Genomic DNA, 16,606 nt, shown 5'->3' with positions numbered 1-16,606 from the left:
CCTGGGGATAACTCGGACGGCGAGCGGAGTGCGACGATGACCGACCAGCTCGGAACGCCTGGTGGTTCCGAATCACCGGCCGAACCTGAGTTGCGTGGAATCGACCTGGCCCGCCGTGCCCTCGAAGAGGCTCGGGCGGCCGCGCGAGCGAGTGGCAAATCAGTCGGGCAGGGACGTTCGTCGCCCCGTCGTGGTCATCGGGCCGGAGGCCGCCGGCGTAGCGGTTGGTCCGGTCCGCGGCCGGACGACCGGGATCCGCAGCCGCTGTCGAAACTGGCCACCTCCATCGCGCGCAGTCGCGGTTGGTCCACCAAAGTCGCTGAGGGGACGGTATTCGGGCACTGGTCCGGCGTGGTCGGCGAGGATATCGCCGCGCACGCCAAACCGGTGAAACTCGAGAACGGCGTGTTGAGCGTGGCCGCCGAGTCCACCGCCTGGGCCACCCAGCTACGGCTGCTACAGGCACAGTTACTCGCGAAGATCAGTGCGGCGGTCGGCCCCGGCGTCGTCCGATCACTGCGGATAACCGGACCGACCGCGCCGAGTTGGCGCAAGGGTGAGCGGCATATCCGGGGTCGCGGCCCGCGGGACACCTACGGGTAGGTCCCGGGTTTCACGTGGAACGCGACGGTTCGTCCGGCCACCGGTCCTCAGTCAACTCTCAGGGCGAATCTGATGGTCTGAAACCGGCCGAGTCGCCAGGGGACCCGTGCCGGTCCAATTTCTCCGGCCCTGGGAGCCGTCAGGGGTGTCGCAGATGCACTGTAAGTTGGGCTGCGAAGTAGGATGGAAACGTAAATCAGCGGCGATACCTCGGCGCGTTGTGTGCAGCCCTCTGATCTGTCCCGGGCCTCACGTGCGCTGTCACACCGTCGTCCCCGGGGATCAGCAAGTAAGGAGAGCTACCGACCAGTGGCTGCCAAAGACTCCAAAGCATCAGGTTCGAGCGCATCGAACAAACAGGATTACGGTGCCTCCTCCATCAAGGTCCTGGAAGGCCTCGAGGCGGTGCGGCTGCGCCCGGGCATGTATATCGGTTCCACGGGTGAGCGCGGTCTGCATCACCTGATCTGGGAGGTTGTGGACAACTCGGTCGACGAGGCGATGGCCGGCCATGCCACCAAGGTGGAGGTCACGCTCCTCGCCGACGGCGGCGTCCAGGTCGTCGACGACGGTCGCGGTATCCCGGTGGGCATGCACGCCCAGGGGATCCCGACCATCGAGGTCGTCATGACCCAGTTGCACGCCGGCGGTAAATTCGACTCCGATTCGTACGCCGTTTCCGGCGGTCTGCACGGTGTCGGTATCTCGGTGGTCAACGCGCTGTCGAGCCGGCTCGAAGCCGAGGTCGACACCGACGGTTACCACTGGAGCCAGACCTACAAGGACGCCGTCCCGGGCCAGTTGGTCCAGGGGGAGCCCACCAAGGCCACAGGTACCACCATCCGGTTCTGGGCCGATCCCGCGGTGTTCGAGACCACCACCTTCAACTTCGAGACCGTTTCGCGGCGGCTGCAGGAGATGGCCTTCCTGAACAAGGGCCTGACCATCGTGCTGACCGATGAGCGGGTCAGCTCCACCGAGGTCACCGACGAAGTGGTCAGCGAGACCGCGGAGGCACCCAAGCACGACGACGGTGGCGAAGTACCCGTCGTCGAGCACAAGGTGAAGACGCGTACCTACCACTACCCGGGAGGGCTCGAGGATTTCGTACGGCATATCAACCGGACGAAGCAGCCGATTCACAACTCGGTCGTCTCCTACAGCGGTAAGGGCCCCGGGCACGAGCTCGAGGTGGCGATGCAGTGGAACTCCGGATATTCCGAGTCCGTGCACACCTTCGCGAACACGATCAACACTCATGAGGGCGGCACCCACGAAGAAGGTTTCCGTACGGCGCTGACCACGGTTGTCAACCGGTATGCCAAGGAGAAGAAGCTCCTCAAGGACAAGGACGGCAACCTCACCGGCGACGATATCCGCGAAGGCCTGGCCGCCATTGTCAGTGTGAAGGTGAGCGAGCCCCAGTTCGAGGGCCAGACCAAGACCAAACTGGGCAATACCGAGGTGAAGTCGTTCGTGCAGCGTGCCTGCAACGAGCACCTCGCGCACTGGTTCGAGGCCAACCCCGCCGATGCCAAGACCATTGTCAACAAGGCCGTGTCCTCGGCGCAGGCCCGGCTCGCCGCCCGTAAGGCGCGGGAACTGGTGCGGCGGAAGAGCGCTACCGATATCGGTGGGCTGCCGGGCAAGCTGGCCGACTGCCGGTCCAAGGATCCGAGCAAATCGGAGATCTACATCGTCGAGGGCGATTCCGCCGGTGGGTCGGCCAAATCCGGCCGTGACTCGATGTACCAGGCGATCCTGCCGCTGCGCGGGAAAATCATCAACGTCGAGAAGGCCCGGATCGACAAGGTCCTCAAGAATGCCGAGGTCCAGGCGATCATCACCGCCTTCGGCACCGGTATCCACGACGAGTTCGATATCGCCAAACTGCGCTATCACAAGATCGTGCTGATGGCGGACGCCGATGTCGACGGTCAGCATATTTCGACCCTGCTGCTCACACTGCTGTTCCGCTTCATGCGTCCGCTGGTCGAGCAGGGACACGTGTTCTTGGCCCAGCCGCCGCTGTACAAGCTGAAGTGGCAGCGCTCCGAGCCCGAGTTCGCCTATTCGGACCGGGAACGCGACGGTTTGCTCGAAACGGGTCTGGCGGCCGGTAAGAAGATCAACAAAGACGACGGTATCCAGCGGTACAAAGGCCTCGGCGAGATGAACCCGAAGGAGCTGTGGGAAACCACCATGGATCCATCGGTTCGAGTCCTCCGGCAGGTGACGCTGGACGACGCGGCTGCCGCCGACGAGCTGTTCAGCGTCCTGATGGGTGAGGATGTCGCCGCACGCCGCAGCTTCATCACGCGTAATGCCAAGGACGTCCGCTTCCTCGACGTATAGGAGCGGCGGTTTCGCCCGCAGCGCACATCACGCGCGGCTTCCGCCGTTTATCGCCAGTACCTAGGAGATCGAATGACCGATACAACCCTGCCGCCGGAGAGCGCGGGCGACCGGATCGAGCCGGTCGATATCCAGCAGGAGATGCAGAACAGCTACATCGATTACGCGATGAGCGTGATCGTCGGCCGTGCCCTGCCCGAGGTCCGCGACGGCCTCAAACCGGTGCACCGCCGAATCCTGTACGCGATGCACGACAACGGCTACCGGCCCGACCGCAGCTATGTGAAATCCGCGCGCCCGGTCGCCGACACCATGGGTAACTACCACCCGCACGGCGACTCCGCGATCTACGACACCCTGGTCCGGATGGCTCAGCCGTGGGCGATGCGGTACCCGCTGGTCGACGGGCAGGGCAACTTCGGCAGCCGCGGGAACGACGGCGCGGCCGCGATGCGGTACACCGAATGCCGGCTCACCCCGCTGGCCATGGAGCTTTTGCGCGAGATCGACCACGACACGGTCGATTTCATCGCGAACTACGACGGTAAGACCCAAGAACCCGTCGTTCTGCCCAGCCGTGTGCCGAATATGCTGATGAACGGCAGCAACGGGATCGCGGTCGGTATGGCGACCAATATCCCGCCGCACAACCTCAACGAGCTGGCCGAGGCCATCTATTGGGCGCTGGACAACCACGAAGCCGATGAGGAAGCCACCCTCGCGGCCTGTATGGAGCGGGTGAAGGGACCGGACTTCCCGACCTCCGGGCTGATCGTCGGCACCCAGGGCATTCACGACGCGTACACCACCGGACGCGGTTCCATCCGGATGCGCGGTGTGGTGGAGATCGAAGAGGACGCCCGCGGCCGCACCACCATCGTCATCACCGAGCTGCCGTACCAGGTCAACACCGATAACTTCATCAACGCGATCGCCGAGCAGGTCAAGGACGGCCGGATCGCCGGTGTATCCGATATCCACGACGAATCGTCGGACCGGGCGGGTCTGCGGATCGTGGTCACGGTCAAACGCGACGCGATCGCGAAGGTCGTGCTGAACAATCTGTACAAGCACACCCAGCTACAGACCAGTTTCGGCGCGAATATGCTCTCGATCGTCGAGGGCGTGCCGCGTACCCTGCGGCTGGATCAGATGATCCGGCTGTATGTCAGCCATCAGCTGGAAGTTATCGTCCGGCGTACCCGCTATCTGCTGCGCAAGGCCGAGGAACGGGCGCATATCCTGCGCGGCCTGGTCAAGGCGCTGGATCAGCTCGACGCGGTGATCGCGCTGATCCGCCGGTCGGCGAACACCGAAACCGCGCGTACCGGCCTGATGGAACTGCTGGATATCGACGAAACCCAGGCGACCGCGATCCTGGATATGCAGCTGCGCCGGCTGTCGGCTCTGGAACGGCAGAAGATCGTCGACGAGCTGGCCAAGCTGGAAGCCGAGATCGCCGATCTGAAAGATATTCTGGAGAAGCCGGAACGGCAGCGCGCGATCGTCCGGGACGAACTGGCCGAGATCGTCGAGCGTTACGGCGACGACCGCCGCACCGTGATCGTCTCCGCCGATGGTGACGTCGCGGACGAGGATCTGATCGCCCGCGAGGACGTGGTGGTCACCATTACCGAAACCGGTTATGCCAAGCGCACCAAGACCGACCTCTACCGCAGTCAGAAGCGGGGCGGTAAGGGCGTGCAGGGCGCGGGTTTGAAACAGGACGATATCGTCAAGCACTTCTTTGTGACTTCGACCCATGACTGGTTGTTGTTCTTCACGAACAAGGGCCGGGTCTACCGGGCAAAGGCCTATGAATTGCCCGAGGCCAACCGCACGGCACGCGGTCAGCACGTGGCGAACCTGCTCGCGTTCCAGCCGGACGAGAAGATCGCCCAGATCATCCGGATCAAATCGTACGAAGATGCCTCCTACCTCGTCCTGGCGACGCAGAAGGGCCTGGTCAAGAAGTCACGGCTGGTCGATTTCGACTCCAATCGCAGTGGCGGCATCGTCGCGGTGAACTTGCGTGACAACGACGAATTGGTCGGCGCCGTACTGTGTTCCGCCGAGGACGATCTACTGCTCGTCTCCGCGCTGGGCCAGTCGATCCGTTTCTCCGCCACCGACGAGGCGCTGCGGCCGATGGGCCGGGCGACCTCGGGTGTGCAGGGTATGCGGTTCAACACCGACGACGCGCTGCTCTCGCTGAACGTGGTCCGTGACGGTACGTATCTGCTGGTGGCGACCTCGGGTGGGTACGCCAAGCGCACCGCGATCGAGGATTACACGGCGCAGGGCCGCGGCGGAAAAGGTGTATTGACCATCCAGTACGACACCAGGCGTGGCACCCTGGTGGGGGCGCTCATCGTCGACGACGACGACGAGCTGTACGCGATCACGTCCAGCGGCGGGGTTATCCGCACTGCCGCCCGGCAGGTTCGTAAGGCCGGTAGGCAGACCAAGGGCGTGCGATTGATGAACCTCGGCGAGGGCGATACCTTGCTTGCGATCGCACGTAACGCCGACGAGCCCGAGCAGATCGACGGTGGCGATTCCCCCGAGCAGTAAACCCATATCGGCGGCAAAGAACGGATCCGAGGATTCCCATTGACCACTCCGAAACAGCCGAGTGACGAGCGGCAGCAGACGAACGGTGTGACCGAGAGGGTCACCCCGTCCCCGATTTCGCCGCGGCCGATCCAGCGGCCGGGTGATGCCGCGGACAACGACCAGGCCGGTGGCGGGCAGCCGGGCGGTAATCCGTCCGGTGGCGCGCCCGCCGGCGGTCCCGCGCCCGAAAATCAGGAGCAGCAAGGCGAATTCGCGTCCAACCCACGGAACGCCGGATCGGGACAGAATCCCGGTCAGCAGAGCGGCGGTGGTCCGGGTGAGCAACAGCAGCCCGGAGGTGGCAGCGGCGGCGATACGGGCCGGTACCAGGAGGGCTGGTCGCAGTTGCCGCAGCGCGAGCCCCAATCGAATCTGCCCCAGCGCGAGCCCCAGTCCAATGTGCCGCGGCCGGGTCATAACCCGGCGGGCGGGCCGCAGCCGCGGTCCGCCGGGCTCGGCGGTGGTGTCACCAATGCCCGTACTACAAGCGATCTCGCGGCCAAGGCGGCACGAAAAGAAGCGGCCATGGCCAAATCCGTTGGGCTGGACGGACCCACCCGGAGTATCGCCCGGCCCGAGTTGGCGAAGGATATGCCGGACCTCTCCGAGATCCGGCATCCCTTGCCCCCGGAGCAGCATGCTCCGCCGCCCGCGTACACCCCGCCGCCGGCGGGTCCGGTATCGCAGCAGTCGGGCTCTCCGGGGCTGTCGCGAACAGTGCTCGGCGGGGAACCGTTGCGGGCCACGGTCCAGGTTCGGCGGATCGACCCGTGGTCGACTCTGAAGATCACCCTGGTGATCAGTGTCGCCATGTTCTTCGTCTGGATGATCGCGGTCGCTCTGCTCTATATGGTGCTCGCGGGTATGGGTGTCTGGGAGCGGCTCAACAGCACCTTCACCGATATGGTGTCGCCGGACAGCGGTTCGGTGGGCCTCATCGACGCCGGTACGGTGTTCGGCTATGCGGGGGTGCTCGGGCTGATCAATGTCGTGCTGTTCACGGCGTTGGCCACCGTCGGGACGTTCATCTACAACCAGTGCTGCGATATGGTCGGCGGTATCCAGGTCACCCTGGCAGACCCCGACTGAATACGGATTCCGCGGTCGGCCGGTGCCGGGACTCCCGGTCACCGGCCGTTTCACGGAAACCCGTTCGGCTAGGATGATCGAGCTTCTGACCAGCGGTTTTGGTTGATAACAGGGGTTTCATGTAGTCTCTGTCCTCGGCGGAAGGTTGATATAGGGCCTCCGCCCCGCGGGTCTATAGCTCAGGCGGTTAGAGCGCTTCGCTGATAACGAAGAGGTCGGAGGTTCAAGTCCTCCTAGACCCACACTCCGCAATTTTTCTACGACCTCCGTACCGATAAGGTCCGGGGGTCTTTTTATTCGAAGTTGTTTTTCGTTACCACCGGTCCTGGCGAGCCCGCAGGACATAACGGAGTTAGGCTGAAGGAATGAAATACGTTCTCACCATCGGAATTGTCGCTGCGGTTCTCATCGGTATCAGCAAGCTGCGCCGGCGGGACGACGCAGATCTGTGGCAAGAGGTCACCACTCGCTGATCATCCCGTCGTGTCGTACTACGTCTCGAACGCGTATGGCCTACTCGGCTTCAGAGGCGAGTAGGCGGTGATCACGGCCGGGCCAGCAGTTCGATGACCGAGGACACCTGTGCGGTGGACGGCGTCGGCAGGTTGTCCCGGCCGTGGATCAACCCGATTCCGATATAGACCATCGCGCCCGCGCGCAGCCGGGCCTGATTTTCGTCGAAACCCAGATCGAGCATCGTTCCTTTGACGGTTTCGAATACTTTCTGATCGAGATTGCGTACTGCGGCGGCCACTTTCGGGTCGGTGCGTGACCATTCACGGACCGTGGTCTCCACCATCCAGTGCCGTTGATCCACGAGCATCGCCGCCATTTTCTCGATCCGTTCCCCGACCGGAATCGCCGCGAAGGTACCCAGTTCGCGCACCGTATCGCTCTGCACCGCGCTCCAGCGGTCCGCCATGGCCGCCATGAGTTGTTCGAGATCGTCGAAATGCCAGTAGAAACTGCCCTTGGTGACGCCGAGTTCCTGGCACAGGCGCGGGATCTTGATCGCTCCGACCCCCTCACGGGACAGCAGATTCAGCGCGCCGTCGACCCAGTCGTCGTAGGAAAGCCGGGCGGTACGTCGGCGTTGACGCTGTTGTGCCTGTGCCTTTTTCGATTTCGGCCGGCGCGGTCCGGACTGCTCACCGGGCCGTTCGGAGGCGCCGGAATCTGCCGCCGCCTCCGGCTGATCGGCGCTGAGTCTCATACTCCGATGGTAGGGGAGTCGCTCGACGGTTCAGAGGGATCGGGCGATTACGGCTCTACGCCGCCGGCCGGATCCGTGGGTGTGTCCCGTAGCTTCCGCGCTCTTTCTCTTCTCCATACCAATGGGTACTGTCATTCCATACACTCAAGTATGTTCGGAGTAGGTGGGTCGGTCCGCGGCACCACCTCAGGCGGCACCGCGGCGATCCGGCCGGCACCGGATCGACACGGCAGGGAGGACAGCGTTGTCGATATCAGTGGTGACACCGGGCATCGAGGAACCGGCCGGCCGGTGCCCGGATGCCTTTCGTTACTGGCAGGCCCGCGAGAACCCTCGGGTACGGCAGATCGAACGGCTGGTACGCCGGCTCACCGGCACTGAATTGTTCCCGACCGAGGAACAAGCGCGCGCCCTGTGCGCGGATATGTTCTCCGGTGATCCCGTGGCCGAACGCTTCGTCGCGGAAGTGATGCGGGGCGAAACCGGTCGCGCTGACGGCCGGAAGCTTCTGGAAGCGGCGTTGCGGGACGGTATAGACAGCATCCCCGACCCGCCCGCGGCCATGCGGGCACTGTTCGCCGAATTCGAAACCGTACCCGGCTGGGTACAGCCGGATCTCGTCGAACGTGGCGCGGCGGTATGGCGGCGCTGGGGGACGATGCTGTTCAGTTTCGCGGGCGCGGAAACCCTGGAGATGTATACGGAATCCGCTGTCGCCACACCGCTGTCGCTGGCCGGCGGCTATGCCGGCGACAGCGCCCTGCGCCGCTTCCTGGAAACCTGCCGATTCTGGATGGATGTTTCGCAGCCCGGCGCCCTGCTGACGCCCGGGTCGCAGGGGCGCGCGACCGCCCTGAAAGTGCGGATCATGCACGTCTCCGTCCGCGCCGGCGTCGCGCGGCATCCGGAATGGGATACCGAGCGATGGGGGCTGCCGATCAGCCAGACCTACCAACTGCTGACGCTGATCGCGGGCAGTACCATCCCGGGCCTGGGACTGTGGGCGCTCGGCTACCAGACCAGTCCGGCGGAGTTCCGGGCCCTGCTGCATTTCCAGAAGTACATGGGCTACCTGCTCGGCGTCCGGTTGACCTGGCATCCCGAAACGGTGCCCGACACCCTGCGGGTGATGGCGATGACCATGATCGCTCGCGCCCACGACTCGGGTGCGGCGGGCGCCGAACTCATCGAGTCCTATCCGGCGGCCTTCGCCCCCCGCGCCGAACAGCGCGGACTCGCCCGTCTGCGGGCGCACTACAACTATCGGATCAACTCCGCCTATTCGGCCTTGTACATGCTGCCCACCACCCGCCGGAAGTACCGGATGCCCGCGGCGCTGCCCTGGGTTCTGCTTCCCATCGCCCGAATCCCGTTGGTGACCGCCGTGGAGCTGGCCCGCCGCGTTCCGCCGATCGGGCGGTTCCACGAGAAGGTTATGCTCCGGCACCGCGAGAACTGGTACCGCGAACAGATGCAGGGTCGCGAGGCGGAGTTCGATGCCAGCGGTGCGTTGCGGAGGTGAGGTGCCGCCCCGGTATCCTTGTTTGACGGTGTACGTGCTGGAACGCTACTGTTTCGCAGGCGACTTGCGGCGCAGTCCGCGCGTCCGCCCGGGGCCTTAGCTCAATTGGCAGAGCACTGCCTTTGCAAGGCAGGGGTTAGGGGTTCGATTCCCCTAGGCTCCACTCCGAAACGCTCCCGTCCTGCACCGGCAGGACGGGAGCGTTTCTACTTTCCGCCGACCGCATCGTTCTGGGCCGACGATCGCCTATGCCGAGTCTGTTGTCGAGCCGGACTGTCGCGCCTTCTCGGTGATCTCCGCGGCGTATTCCAGGTGGCCGACTCCCGGAAGTTCCTCGAGGGTAAGGCTTTCGATATCCCACCGCGGGCGGGCATCGGCGATGAACCGGATGGCGTCGCGGACGAATCGCCGGTCGGCGGGTTTGCCGATATGAGCCGACGGGGTGAACAGCCGGAGCCAGCCGAGGAGATCGGCGGCGCTGCCGTCGATTCCGGTGGCGGTGACGGTCTCGTCCGCATCGGTGGTATCGGGAAGCAGCAGACTGGTGGGGGAGACGCCGAGGGCGACGGCGAGCGCCAGTAGATCGTCCACGTCCACCCGGCGCTCGCCCCGTTCTATCCGCGACAGGCCCAGTACCGGTATCGGGCGGCCGAGGGCCTCGAGCCTGCGCGCGAGATCGGCATAGCCCAGGTTCATCCGGGTGCGGTAACGCAGGACATTTTCCCGGACAGTGTTGCCTGTCGGGCCGAGCGGGTTCTTCTTGATCACCACTTGACCAGGTTCATCTATCAAAATGATCGCGTCAAGACTCATTTGGATGTGATCACCTGGCTGCGTCCGCGACTCCGAAATGTCGAGCACCCATCACGTTGATCCCACCGAGATGATCGATCTATCCATCATTTTGATGCCTTCATGGAGACCTATCAACTCGAGCGCATCAGCAGTAGGGCCGCCTGCGGGGTCGTTTCGAGTTCGCCGGCGAACTGTTCGGAGTACGCCGGCGCGATCGTGTCGTAGCCGGTGCGGGTGTCGGTGAGGAAGGATGATTCCGGCACATATGCACCGCAACGGCGTGCCGATGGAACCGATCGTGACGTTCACCGGCGCTGGGCGTACGTTTGATGGTGTCGACCCTGACGGAACGAGTGGAGAAGACCAGGTGATGACCCCTTCGGAGTCTGCCGCACCCGGGTTCGACCGATCGGATTGGAGACAGGGGAGGGTCTTCTGGTTCGACTCCGGAAAAGGGTTCGGCTACATCAAACCCGACGACGGGACCGAACAGGTCTTCGTGGAATACCGGTGCATCGAAACAGACGGCTACCGGACGCTGCATGCCGGGCAACCGGTGATATTCATCAGCACTTCCCGCCCCCGCGGCCACGAAGCGGTGACGGTGCGCCCGGCGGCGACCGGCCAACCCGATACCGGTGCCGGAGCTGATAGGACGTAGGCAGGATTCGCGAGCGCCGGCGAACCGGTCGCTGCGCACCGGGCATTCAGCGGCGTATTCCCATGGCTCCGCAGATCGGAACGGGCCAGTCCGCGTCGGAAGGTTCGAGTTCGCGATCGATCGCGGCGGCGGTATCGGCCGCGAACGGCGCGACCGATCTGGTGCGCAGATCCACATGGATGGCGGTGATCTCGAGCGTGCAGCTCAGCCGCCGGGTGGTGTCGTTCACCAGCAAGGCCACCACATGAACTACTTTGTCGGAGCGATCCACGCCCCGGACGTACACCGAGATCTGTTCGCCGATCCGGGTTTCGGAGTGGTAGCGGATATGGTGCTCGGCGGTGAAGAACCCGACGCCCCGGGAAGCACGGTATTCGTCGGTGATACCGCTCCGTTCGAAAACCTGTCCCGCGGCTTCGACACACAGATCGAAGTAGTGCTTGATGTTCATATGGTCGTTCTCGTCCCGGAAGCTCTCGGGAACGTTGATCGGCCCGAGTTCCCGTGGCAGCCGTACCACCTGTCGATAGTCCGGAAGTATGGTCGTGCTGCTGGTCACGGGGTTGCGCTCCTGTCGATCCGATCCTGACCCGAAGTGTATCGATACACAATCGGGCCCCCGGATCGGCTCGATCCGGGGGCCCGATTGTGCCGGTGGGGAGTGGCCGGGTCAGAGCGGCCGGATGTCGATCACCTTGCGCAGCCGGGCCTTGTCGCGTTCGAGTTTGCGCGCCTCGTAGGCGATCGGGAAGTAGCGCAGTCGTTCCGGAAGCAGCGGAATCAGCCGCGCGACGAACCAGCCGAGGATCCGGAGTTTGCGCTCGTCGGACTCGCTCCAGGTGAGCCCCAGTTTGCGCCGCGCCGCTTCCGGAGTGGTACCGACGGTGACGAAGTACTGCATCCGGCCGAACGGATCGGTCAGCCCGCGCCACAGCGGCCGGAACGCACGCGGCAACTTGGCCGGCGGGGCGATCGTCCGGATGACCTTCAGATAATCCTTGGAGGTCTGCGTGGCCTGCAGATGGTTCTCCACCTCGCCCGCGAAGAACTTCTCGAAATCGGCGTAGGTCGCCGGAAGTTCCTTGGGCGGGACCGAGAAGTTCCGCATCAGCTGCAGGGCTTCACGGTAGTAGTCCTCTTTCTCCGCATCGGTCAACGGACGCTTCGAGAAATACTTGGCGTTCTCGGCGAATGCGAAGGTTCCGGTATGCAGCACCCAGGCCCACGGCCCGCTGGACAGTGCGGTATGCCGTTTTCCCTGGGCATCCGTGGTGTTGAGGGTGGCGTGCATTTTGCGTAACCGGTCGGTTTCGCCGAGCGATTCTTCACCGCCGTAGGTCCACATCATCACCGCGGACAAACTGCGCAGCGCGCGACCGATCGGGTCGGTGCGGAAGGTCGAGTGAGCATCGACCACGGCGGAGATCGAAGGTTCCATGGTCTGCAACAGGAAGGCCGAACCCGCGGTGAGCGAGAAGGTGATCAGGCCGGTTTCTTCCCAAGTCCGAGTGCCGGGACCGAATGGACGACGCTCCGCGGGAGCGTGGGTGTCGATGGCTGCGACGTCGACGGACGCGGTCATTGCGGATCTCCCTTGATCTACTGCATCGATCTGATGAGACGATGATACTCCAAACCTCTCACTATTGCTGTGTTGTGCGTATACGTATCACGCAATAGGGGAGCGGTGCCGGAACAGGAATCGGTCGCGATATCGAGACGCGACGCGGGGCTCGCGTGCATCGGTCGGCCGGACCCGGACATGAGAGCGGGCCTCGGCGAAGGGGGGGAGTTAGCCGAGGCCCGCGTAAGGTCGGCCCGGGGGGGAGGGGCCGACGCGTTCGATCCTACGCGATGATCCGCGATCGCGCGTACAAGAGGCCCAGTAGTTTCAGACTTTTTTTGGTGTCGATCACAAGTGGGGCGGGCATGGTCGCGAGGTCGCGGAGTGGGGGCGGCCGGTGCAGGTCAGAGTACGTCGAACTGTTTTTCGCGGATAGCTTTACGGCGCGGTCGCCGCATCGGAGTTCGGGTGGATGCGGGTACCGGGAGCGTTCGGTGATCGGCCGAATCTGTCGTACCCCGATGTCACTATGCGGCTGTGCCTCCCGGACGTGAACTCCGCCACCCCTCGAGCGGTGCGGTGCGGATCCGCGTATCGCCGGGCGCGGAATCGAGTAGTCGGCTACGCGCGACCGTGCGAGCCGGGGCGGCGATGATCGAAACCGGTCGCGCCCCGTACCGGCTACCCCGAGCACAGTCGGGCCGGGGTGCGGCCTTTTTCGTGCGGAGGCAGGCGGAGCAACCGGATAAATCGGATGAAAACACCGGCGACCGCGACGATACTGGCTCGAAGTACGGCCGGTTGCCGGATGCGCTCCTGGTCGGTGGCTCGATATCGCCACCGGCGACCCACGACACTCGCCCCGCTCCATCGCTCGACTCAGGAGAATTATGCCCGACGCAATAGTCGCCGAGGGTCTCGTCAAACACTACGGCCGACGAGTTCGCGCCTTGGACGGGCTAGATCTGACGGTGCCCGAAGGCACGGTGACCGCGCTTCTGGGACCCAACGGTGCCGGTAAGACAACCGCGGTGCGAGTATTCACCACCCTGCTCGTACCCGATTCCGGTCGAGCGACGGTGGCCGGTATCGATGTACTCGCGCATCCGCGGGCGCTGCGCTCCCGGATCGGAGCGTCGGGTCAGTACGCGGCGGTGGACGAGTACCTGACCGGGTTCGAGAACCTCGAAATGGTCGGGCGGCTCTATCACATGGGAACGCGACGGAGTAAGGAACGGGCACGCGAGCTGCTGGAGCGATTCCGGCTCAGCGAGGCGGCCGACCGGCCGGTGCGGGGCTACTCCGGCGGTATGCGTCGCCGCTTGGATCTGGCCGGCGCGCTGGTGGCCAATCCTCCCGTGCTGTTCCTGGACGAGCCCACCACCGGCCTGGATCCACGGGCGCGGCTGGACCTGTGGGATGTGATCGAGGAGCTGGTCGCCGCCGGCACCACCCTGTTGCTGACCACTCAGTACATGGAGGAGGCCGATCGCTTGGCCGATTCCATCGCGGTGATCGACCAGGGCCGGGTGATCGCCCGCGGTACGGCGGACGAACTCAAGGGTATGGTCGGTGGCGACCGAATCGAGCTGACCGTCGACCACGCCGACAATCTGGCCGTTGCGCAGGAGGCGCTCGCTCCGCTCGCCGACGGGGAGATACATCTCGAACCCGGCCTGCGCCGGATAGTGGTGCCGGTGAGCAATGGATCGCAGGCACTGGTGGACGCACTCGGCAGGCTGACAGAGCAGGGCGTGAAGATCCAGGACGTCGGGTTGCGGCGCCCCTCTCTCGACGATGTCTTCCTCTCACTCACCGGTCACGAGGCCGAAACCCGGGAGCCGGCGGACGAGGACGCGGAATACCGGGATCTGGACCCCCGGACGGACGGTACCGAGCCGGCCGCGGCCGCCGGGTCGGATATGGCTCCGGAAACGGAGACCCTCGGGGCGATGGAAGGGAAAAGCAGATGAGCGCGGTGGCCACCGGCGCGTACCGGGAGACTTTGACCCTGGGCGAGCGAATATCGATGGTGATCAGCGATAGCTCGACCGTCACCAAACGGAACGTGATCAAGATCAAAAGGGTTCCCGATGTGCTGATCTTCAGCACCCTTTCGCCGATCATGTTCGTATTGCTGTTCGCCTACATCTTCGGTTCCGCGATCAAGGTGCCGGGGCTCGAGGGCGGTTACCGCGAATTCCTGATCGCGGGCATCTTCGTCCAGACGGTCGTATTCGGATCCACCTTCACCGGCCTCAGCCTCGCCGAGGATATGCAGAAAGGCATCATCGACCGGTTCCGCTCACTGCCGATGGCCCCGTCCTCGGTACTCATCGGCCGCACTGTCAGTGATGTGGTGATCAATATCGTCAGCCTGGTGGTCATGTCACTGACCGGTTTGGTGGTCGGCTGGCGGATCCGCGGGTCGATACTGGACGCGGTACTGGCCTATGCGTTGTTACTGCTGTTCGCCTATGCGATCTCGTGGATCATGGCCGTGGTCGGCCTGCTGGTTCATACCCCGGAGGTGTTCAACAACGCGAGCTTCATGGTGATCTTCCCGCTCACGTTCCTGGCGAACACATTCGTACCGTTGCAGGACCTGCCGGGTCCGTTGCAGGTTTTCGCCGAATGGAACCCGGTCTCGGCTCTGGCTCAGGCGACCCGCGACCTGTTCGGGAACTCTTCGCCGGTGGTCGACGGTTCGACGGCCTGGTCCCTGCAGCATCCGATCGCGACAACGCTGCTCTGGGTGGTGATCATCCTGGCCGTCTTCGTTCCGCTGGCACTGCGGCAGTACCGCAAGACCGTCAGTCGCTGAGCGCCGGGCCGGTCAGCTGTCGGCGGTCGGGGCGGACCCGTTCGCGGACACGCCGTTCGCGGACCCGGCGCGGGACTGTCCGATGCGGGGCGGCGCGGGAGCGGGCTCGGGCGGCTGCGGACGTTTACTGCGCACCAGCCATGCGGCACCCCCGGCTGCCGCCACCGCCGCGGCGGCGAGCAGCCGATAGCGCGAACGACCGGATGGACGCAGTGGGCTCGAGCTCATGGGTCAACTCTGACACAGCCGGGCCGATAGCGCAGACTGCCAGGTCACCGGGCTCTGCCGACCTGCTTTCGGCGCACAACGGGCGCGGCGCGCGCATGGCACGATGGGCTGGTGAGTACGACACGCCGTACCGGGCAGGTAAAGCACCGCGAGTCACCCCAGCCGTCCGCCGATCGGGTAGTCCGGTGAACCCGGAACAGCCCGCGCAGCCGGTTCAGGTGTGTATCCGGCACACCGACCGGCCCACCGGACTGGCCTGTACCCGATGCGGGCGCCCCGCGTGCCCGGAATGCCTGCGGCCGGCCTCGGTCGGCCAGCATTGCGTCGACTGCATACGCGCAGATCAGCGCAGCACTCCGAGGGTGCGCACCGCATCGGGTTCGGTGGCCGCCCGCACTGCCGCCCCGTTTGTCACCTATACCCTGATCGCGCTCAATATCGTGGTCTACGCGATCACCGCGGCGCAGTCGGGCAGTCTTATGCAGAACGAGCGCGGATCAGCGTTGTTCGTCGACTGGGTGATGTATCCGCCGGCCGTCGCTGCCGGTGAATGGTTCCGCGTGGTCGGCTCGGGCTTCCTGCATTACGGCGTGATCCATCTACTGCTGAACATGTTCGCGCTCTATATCGTCGGGCGCGATATCGAACTGGTTCTCGGCCGGTCGCGCTACCTTGCGGTTTATCTCATCTCGCTGCTCGGTGGATCGGCCGCGATGATGCTCCTGGCGCAGAACAGTCTCACGGCCGGGGCCTCGGGTGCGGTGTACGGGTTGTTCGGGGCGATCACCGTGATCTTGATCCGGCTGCGGCAGAGCCCGAACAGCATGCTGATCCTGATCGGGATCAATGTATTCATCAGCTTCTCGCTGCCCGGTATCTCGCTGTGGGGTCATCTGGGCGGCCTGGCCGCGGGCACCCTGGCCACCCTCGGCATCATGTTCCTACCGCAGTGGGTGCGGGCCCGTACTCCGGAAAAGGCCCGGATGGTCGGTGTGATCTCGCTCGCTGCCCTCGCGGTGGCGGCGGTGGCGGTGATCGGCCTGGCCGCGGTAACGCTGCCTTGACCGTGGCGGCGTTACCGGCCGCCGGGACCGGTAGCCGCGTATCGATCGTGGCGGAGCCGCAGGGTCCGTCCA

15 protein-coding genes and 2 tRNA genes are annotated in these 16,606 nt (G+C 64.6%); 11 read left to right on the top strand and 6 right to left on the bottom strand.

Going from position 1 to position 16,606, the window contains the following annotated elements; translation table 11 throughout:
• The first annotated feature begins 36 nt into the window (after nucleotides 1-36).
• From ABZ827_RS22715 to ABZ827_RS22695, 5 genes are all read left to right on the top strand, one after another.
• Nucleotides 37-603, top strand: a complete 567-nt coding sequence (locus tag ABZ827_RS22715; protein WP_357239910.1) for a DUF721 family protein — start codon at nucleotides 37-39, stop codon at nucleotides 601-603.
• Nucleotides 604-912: 309 nt separating this feature from the next.
• Nucleotides 913-2,958, top strand: a complete 2,046-nt coding sequence (gene gyrB / locus ABZ827_RS22710) for a DNA topoisomerase (ATP-hydrolyzing) subunit B (protein WP_357239907.1) — start codon at nucleotides 913-915, stop codon at nucleotides 2,956-2,958.
• A gap of 72 nt (nucleotides 2,959-3,030) precedes the next feature.
• Nucleotides 3,031-5,532, top strand: a complete 2,502-nt coding sequence (gyrA, locus tag ABZ827_RS22705) for a DNA gyrase subunit A (RefSeq protein ID WP_357239904.1) — start codon at nucleotides 3,031-3,033, stop codon at nucleotides 5,530-5,532.
• A gap of 39 nt (nucleotides 5,533-5,571) precedes the next feature.
• The gene (locus ABZ827_RS22700) at nucleotides 5,572-6,663 is read left to right on the top strand and encodes a DUF3566 domain-containing protein (protein ID WP_357239901.1); all 1,092 of its coding nucleotides are present in this window, start codon (nucleotides 5,572-5,574) and stop codon (nucleotides 6,661-6,663) included.
• Between the two features lie 168 nt (nucleotides 6,664-6,831).
• A tRNA-Ile gene (locus tag ABZ827_RS22695) sits at nucleotides 6,832-6,905 on the top strand.
• Between the two features lie 302 nt (nucleotides 6,906-7,207).
• On the opposite strand, the gene ABZ827_RS22690 is transcribed toward ABZ827_RS22695, so the two are convergent.
• Nucleotides 7,208-7,876, bottom strand: a complete 669-nt coding sequence (locus ABZ827_RS22690; protein ID WP_357239898.1) for a TetR/AcrR family transcriptional regulator — start codon at nucleotides 7,874-7,876, stop codon at nucleotides 7,208-7,210.
• Nucleotides 7,877-8,120: 244 nt separating this feature from the next.
• Between ABZ827_RS22690 and ABZ827_RS22685 the strand changes: the two genes are divergently transcribed.
• Nucleotides 8,121-9,398: an oxygenase MpaB family protein gene (locus ABZ827_RS22685; RefSeq protein ID WP_357239895.1), complete on the top strand. Its 1,278-nt coding sequence runs from the start codon at nucleotides 8,121-8,123 to the stop codon at nucleotides 9,396-9,398.
• 90 nt (nucleotides 9,399-9,488) lie between these two features.
• A tRNA-Ala gene (locus tag ABZ827_RS22680) sits at nucleotides 9,489-9,561 on the top strand.
• An 83-nt stretch (nucleotides 9,562-9,644) separates the two neighbouring features.
• On the opposite strand, the gene ABZ827_RS22675 is transcribed toward ABZ827_RS22680, so the two are convergent.
• Both ABZ827_RS22675 and ABZ827_RS22670 read right to left on the bottom strand, forming a co-directional pair.
• Complete coding sequence (locus ABZ827_RS22675; RefSeq protein ID WP_357239893.1) at nucleotides 9,645-10,211, bottom strand: helix-turn-helix transcriptional regulator; 567 nt, start codon at nucleotides 10,209-10,211, stop codon at nucleotides 9,645-9,647.
• A 113-nt stretch (nucleotides 10,212-10,324) separates the two neighbouring features.
• On the bottom strand, nucleotides 10,325-10,456 hold the full coding sequence (locus ABZ827_RS22670) for a hypothetical protein (protein WP_357239890.1): 132 nt from the start codon (nucleotides 10,454-10,456) through the stop codon (nucleotides 10,325-10,327).
• 107 nt (nucleotides 10,457-10,563) lie between these two features.
• Here ABZ827_RS22670 and ABZ827_RS22665 point away from each other — a divergent pair, with 107 nt between their 5' ends.
• Nucleotides 10,564-10,854, top strand: coding sequence for a cold shock domain-containing protein (locus tag ABZ827_RS22665; protein ID WP_357239887.1), 291 nt, complete (start codon nucleotides 10,564-10,566; stop codon nucleotides 10,852-10,854).
• Between the two features lie 46 nt (nucleotides 10,855-10,900).
• Here the strand turns inward: ABZ827_RS22665 and ABZ827_RS22660 are convergent, their stop codons facing one another.
• Nucleotides 10,901-11,413, bottom strand: a complete 513-nt coding sequence (locus ABZ827_RS22660) for a thioesterase family protein (protein ID WP_357239884.1) — start codon at nucleotides 11,411-11,413, stop codon at nucleotides 10,901-10,903.
• Nucleotides 11,414-11,524: 111 nt separating this feature from the next.
• Nucleotides 11,525-12,436, bottom strand: coding sequence for an oxygenase MpaB family protein (locus ABZ827_RS22655; RefSeq protein ID WP_357239881.1), 912 nt, complete (start codon nucleotides 12,434-12,436; stop codon nucleotides 11,525-11,527).
• Nucleotides 12,437-13,308: 872 nt separating this feature from the next.
• Between ABZ827_RS22655 and ABZ827_RS22650 the strand changes: the two genes are divergently transcribed.
• Both ABZ827_RS22650 and ABZ827_RS22645 read left to right on the top strand, forming a co-directional pair.
• Complete coding sequence (locus ABZ827_RS22650) at nucleotides 13,309-14,391, top strand: ATP-binding cassette domain-containing protein (protein ID WP_357239878.1); 1,083 nt, start codon at nucleotides 13,309-13,311, stop codon at nucleotides 14,389-14,391.
• Nucleotides 14,392-14,447: 56 nt separating this feature from the next.
• Nucleotides 14,448-15,242, top strand: coding sequence for an ABC transporter permease (locus ABZ827_RS22645; protein WP_357239992.1), 795 nt, complete (start codon nucleotides 14,448-14,450; stop codon nucleotides 15,240-15,242).
• A 12-nt stretch (nucleotides 15,243-15,254) separates the two neighbouring features.
• On the opposite strand, the gene ABZ827_RS22640 is transcribed toward ABZ827_RS22645, so the two are convergent.
• A complete protein-coding gene (locus tag ABZ827_RS22640; RefSeq protein ID WP_357239875.1) occupies nucleotides 15,255-15,470 on the bottom strand; it encodes a hypothetical protein in 216 nt (71 codons plus the stop codon).
• A 185-nt stretch (nucleotides 15,471-15,655) separates the two neighbouring features.
• On the opposite strand from ABZ827_RS22640, the gene ABZ827_RS22635 reads away from it, so the two are divergent.
• Entirely contained in the window at nucleotides 15,656-16,534 is an 879-nt protein-coding gene (locus tag ABZ827_RS22635; protein WP_357239872.1) for a rhomboid family intramembrane serine protease, read from the top strand.
• The last annotated feature ends 72 nt before the right edge of the window (nucleotides 16,535-16,606 follow it).

Source organism: Nocardia sp. NPDC019395 (assembly GCF_040632335.1).
In the GTDB taxonomy this organism is placed as follows: domain Bacteria; phylum Actinomycetota; class Actinomycetes; order Mycobacteriales; family Mycobacteriaceae; genus Nocardia.
Note: the sequence above shows the minus strand (reverse complement) of the source record. Positions and strands in the feature narration are given on the sequence as shown.

What these genes read in the sequence shown, in the direction of transcription:
- ABZ827_RS22675 (WP_357239893.1), bottom strand. Translation starts at nt 10,211, where the DNA reads ATGAGTCTTGACGCGATCATTTTGATAGATGAACCTGGTCAAGTGGTG.
- ABZ827_RS22715 (WP_357239910.1), top strand. Translation starts at nt 37, where the DNA reads ATGACCGACCAGCTCGGAACGCCTGGTGGTTCCGAATCACCGGCCGAA.
- ABZ827_RS22665 (WP_357239887.1), top strand. Translation starts at nt 10,564, where the DNA reads ATGACCCCTTCGGAGTCTGCCGCACCCGGGTTCGACCGATCGGATTGG.
- ABZ827_RS22650 (WP_357239878.1), top strand. Translation starts at nt 13,309, where the DNA reads ATGCCCGACGCAATAGTCGCCGAGGGTCTCGTCAAACACTACGGCCGA.
- ABZ827_RS22645 (WP_357239992.1), top strand. Translation starts at nt 14,448, where the DNA reads ATGGTGATCAGCGATAGCTCGACCGTCACCAAACGGAACGTGATCAAG.
- gyrA (WP_357239904.1), top strand. Translation starts at nt 3,031, where the DNA reads ATGACCGATACAACCCTGCCGCCGGAGAGCGCGGGCGACCGGATCGAG.
- ABZ827_RS22640 (WP_357239875.1), bottom strand. Translation starts at nt 15,470, where the DNA reads ATGAGCTCGAGCCCACTGCGTCCATCCGGTCGTTCGCGCTATCGGCTG.
- ABZ827_RS22690 (WP_357239898.1), bottom strand. Translation starts at nt 7,876, where the DNA reads ATGAGACTCAGCGCCGATCAGCCGGAGGCGGCGGCAGATTCCGGCGCC.
- ABZ827_RS22655 (WP_357239881.1), bottom strand. Translation starts at nt 12,436, where the DNA reads ATGACCGCGTCCGTCGACGTCGCAGCCATCGACACCCACGCTCCCGCG.